The sequence below is a fragment of the Geminicoccus flavidas genome, from assembly GCF_009806515.1.
In the GTDB taxonomy this organism is placed as follows: domain Bacteria; phylum Pseudomonadota; class Alphaproteobacteria; order Geminicoccales; family Geminicoccaceae; genus Geminicoccus; species Geminicoccus flavidus.
Genome location: NZ_WUJP01000519.1, coordinates 1 through 3,613 on the forward strand (window position 1 = coordinate 1; position 3,613 = coordinate 3,613).

Genomic DNA, 3,613 nt, shown 5'->3' on the forward strand with positions numbered 1-3,613 from the left:
GGAGGCGGTTACCGGAAAGGGAGGTTGCAATGATCCGCGCCAAGCTCATGGGCACGCTGTGCGCCGCGTTCTGTCTTGCCGCCGTGGCGGGTGATGCGGTCCAGGCCAAGGATGGCGACCGCCGGGGCGACCGGCACCGCAACGTCTTCGTGGTGAAGCTGGACAGCTTCCAGGAAGTGCCGACCCTGGTGACGCCAGGCCGCGGCAGCGCCACGCTGCGCATCGACGGCAGCACGATCAAGTACACGCTCGAGTACCGTGCCACCGAGAGCACCGTGACGCAGGCGCACATCCATCTCGGGCGCAGGGCGGTCAATGGCGGCATCTCCGCCTTCCTGTGCACCAATCTCGGCAATGGGCCGGCTGGCACGCCCGCCTGTCCGAAGTCCGGGCGCGTGTCCGGCACGATCCGCCAGGCCACTGGACCCGCGAGCCAGGGCGTGGACAATATCGGCGAGCTGATCCGCGCGATCCGCGCCGGTGCGGTCTATGTCAACGTGCACTCGGCCAAGTATCCGGCCGGCGAGATCCGCGGCGACGTGCATCGCCACGGACATCACTGAGCCAATCGTCGCATGGCCGCGGGGCGGGCGACCTCCCCGCGGTCTTCCATTCAGCGGGGCCGGCCGACCACGATCAGGCTCTGGCCCCAGGTAACCAGCTCGTCGCGACCGTCATTGTCGACGTCATAGAGCAGCGGAAACGCCGCCCAGGCCTCGTATTCGTTGGCGGCGGTCACTTCCGTCACCTTGCTGCCCCTGAGCTTCCAGTACCAGTTGGTCGTCAGGATCTTGCTGCCGGCCCCGTTGAACACGTTGCCGAACATCGAGACCAGCTCGTCGGTGCGGGTATCGCCGTCGAGCTCGGCGTTCTGCATCGGCACGACGCGGTGGCTGATGGTGCGGACGATCTTGCCGTCCTTGTCGAGCACGTAGCTCTTGGTGGTGTCCGAGCCGCGCTGGGTGACGGTGATCGACAAGGGCTTGGGAGCAGGGTCGAGCTGGGCGATCGCCAGCTCCTGCGGGTTCTTGATCTCCTTGGGCATGGTCCACAGCCGCTTGCAGTCGGCAGCATTGAAGCCGCCGCCGCCGGTGGCACCCAGCGCCACGGCGGTGAACCGGGTGGAGCCGGGATCGAGCCGGCCGACCCGGATCGCGTCGACATGGTCCTTGCTGTTCCAGCCGCTCAGCGAGCAGCGGATCTTGCCGTTGAAGTCGAGCGCATACTTGCCGGCGAAGAAATACTCCATGTAGCCGTCACCGTCGGTGTCCACCCCGGCCGTCTGATGGCCGGCATGGCAGGTGTCGGTGGTCCAGAGCGGCTTCAGGTTGGTGTCGTAGGCGGCGACCCTGGTATAGTAGTCGATATAGTTCTTGCTGTCGCACTTGGCACTGCCGCCCGGCTGATGCTGGGCGACGATCACGATCGGCTTCTTGTCCGACTGCTTGCGGTAGACCGAGATCAGGCACAGGCTGGCCGCGGAGTTGCTCTGGCCACTCAGGCTGACTTTGCGGATCTCCTTGCCGTTGGCGCCGTTGCGGGCGACCAGCAGCTTGGTGGAGCCGGACTGCCAGCAGTGGAGGACGTCCTCCTTCTTGTCGCCGTTCAGGTCCAGGATCGCGGCGGTGTCGCGGTGGGTCCAGGCCTCCTTGCCCTGGCGGCGGCCGGAGCTGTTGGTGATCTGCCAGACCTTGTTACCCTTGCCGCCATAGAGCCGCATGATCCGATGGCCGTTCCAGTGCAGGAATTCGGCCGTGCCGTTGTTGTTGAAGTCGAGCGGCAGGAGGCTGGAGAACACGTTGTCCAGCGCGTTGCCGTCGAGTTCGATCTGGTTGACGATGTCGATGCCGAGCTTCGCCTTACCGTTCTTAGTCCCGCCCGGGCGCGCGATCGGCACGAACTCCATGCCCCGGTGCGAGGTACGCTGCAGTTTCACCCGATCGTCCAGGCGCCTTGCCAGCACGTCGTCGTTCGCCGCACCGGCCAGGGTCGCCTGACCGGCCAGGCCGGTGATCGGGCCCGCTTCCGTGGCCAGCGCCGTGCCCGCAGCCGGAGCGGACACCGCCAGCAGCACGGCAGCGATGCCCATCGCTCCGCGAATACGCATCATGATCCTTCTCCGGTCGTGAGCAGGCCAGGGCGGAGCGTCGGCGGACGGCTCGCCATGGCCATGGCTCGTGAAGATGTCGAAAGTTCTACCAGTCGAGACTTTTTCGCCTATAGGTTGTTGTTGTTTATCACCAATTCATCCGGAAGTCGCGTAGATCATTCCGTTGCCTTTGAGAACATGTTGAGCCTCGGCTGGATCATGAATGTATTATTATTCATCTTCCGGAAGATTCTTCGAACTGCTCCGACGCTTTGGCGGATCCGTCAAACACGGGCCAATCCTGACTTTTTCCGCGCGCAGCAGCGGCAGGCTTCAGGGTTGAAGCCCGCGATTATTACCGGAAATTCTGATGACGTTGCCGCCAAGACACTGCCGGGCATGTAGCCCGGTCGCAGCACCGGTCAGTCCACCGGGTCGCCGCTCGGCAGACGCTCGTGCTGGCGCCGCCACATCTGTGCATACAGACCGCCATGGACCAGCAGCCGGTGGTGGTCGCCCCGTTCCACCACCTTGCCCCGCTCCAGGACGAGGATCTCGTCGGCGTCCACCACGGTGGAGAGGCGGTGCGCGATCACCAGCGTGGTGCGTCCGGCCGCAACCTGCTGTAGCTCCGCCTGCAGCGCCTGCTCGGTGCGGCTGTCGAGTGCGGAGGTGGCCTCGTCCAGAATCAGGATCGGCGGGTTCTTCAGCACGACCCGCGCCATGGCCACCCGCTGCTTCTCCCCACCGGACAGCTTGAGTCCGCGCTCGCCGACCACCGTGTCGTAGCCTTCCGGGAGCAGGCGGATGAAGTCGTGTATCTGCGCCGTCCGGGCCGCGGCCTCGATCTCCTCCTGGCCGGCATCCGGCCGCGCATAGGCAATGTTGGCGCGAATCGTATCGTTGAACAGCACCGTGTCCTGCGGCACCACGCCGATTGCCTGGCGCAGGGAGCGCTGCTGCAGCGTGCGCAGGTCCTGGCCGTCGATCCGGATCTGGCCGGAGCTCACGTCGTAGAAGCGGAACAGTAGGCGCACCACCGTCGACTTGCCGGCCCCCGACGGGCCCACGATCGCCAGCTTGCGCCCAGACGGGATGGTGAAGGACAGGTCGTCCAGGATCGGCCGGCGCGGGTCGTAGGCGAAGCTGACATGCTCGAAGCGCACCTCGCCGCCGGTAAGCTGCAGCGCCTTCGCGTCCGGGGCATCGGCCACCTCGGGCTTCAGGCCGGACAGCCCCGCCAGATTCTCCAGGTCGATCAGCGACTGGCGCAGCTCACGATAAAGCACGCCCAGGAAGTTCAACGGCAAGTAGAGCTGCAGGATGAAGGCGTTGACCAGCACCACGTCGCCCACCGTGGCCTCACCCGCCACCACCCGTGCCGCGGACAGGCCCATCAGCACGGTCACGCCGACGGCGATGATGGCGGCCTGGCCGGTGTTCAGGAGCGAGAGCGAGGTCTGCGAGCGGACGGCGGCCTCCTCGTACTGCGCCATCGCCTGGTCCAGGCGCCGGGTCTCGTGC

At 65.9% G+C, this 3,613-nt stretch carries 4 protein-coding genes; 2 read left to right on the forward strand and 2 right to left on the reverse strand.

What is annotated here, in order from left to right; translation table 11 throughout:
• Positions 1–29: 29 nt before the first annotated feature.
• A complete protein-coding gene (locus tag EQG76_RS14625) occupies positions 30–563 on the forward strand; it encodes a CHRD domain-containing protein (RefSeq protein ID WP_159714747.1) in 534 nt (177 codons plus the stop codon).
• Positions 564–613: 50 nt separating this feature from the next.
• Here the strand turns inward: EQG76_RS14625 and EQG76_RS14630 are convergent, their stop codons facing one another.
• Positions 614–2,110, reverse strand: a complete 1,497-nt coding sequence (locus tag EQG76_RS14630) for a hypothetical protein (RefSeq protein ID WP_159714749.1) — start codon at positions 2,108–2,110, stop codon at positions 614–616.
• A 54-nt stretch (positions 2,111–2,164) separates the two neighbouring features.
• Here EQG76_RS14630 and EQG76_RS14635 point away from each other — a divergent pair, with 54 nt between their 5' ends.
• On the forward strand, positions 2,165–2,494 hold the full coding sequence (locus EQG76_RS14635; protein ID WP_159714751.1) for a hypothetical protein: 330 nt from the start codon (positions 2,165–2,167) through the stop codon (positions 2,492–2,494).
• Positions 2,495–2,511: 17 nt separating this feature from the next.
• Here EQG76_RS14635 and EQG76_RS14640 read toward each other — a convergent pair.
• The coding region (locus EQG76_RS14640; protein WP_159714753.1) for an ABCB family ABC transporter ATP-binding protein/permease at positions 2,512–3,613 on the reverse strand (1,102 nt) is incomplete at its 5' end.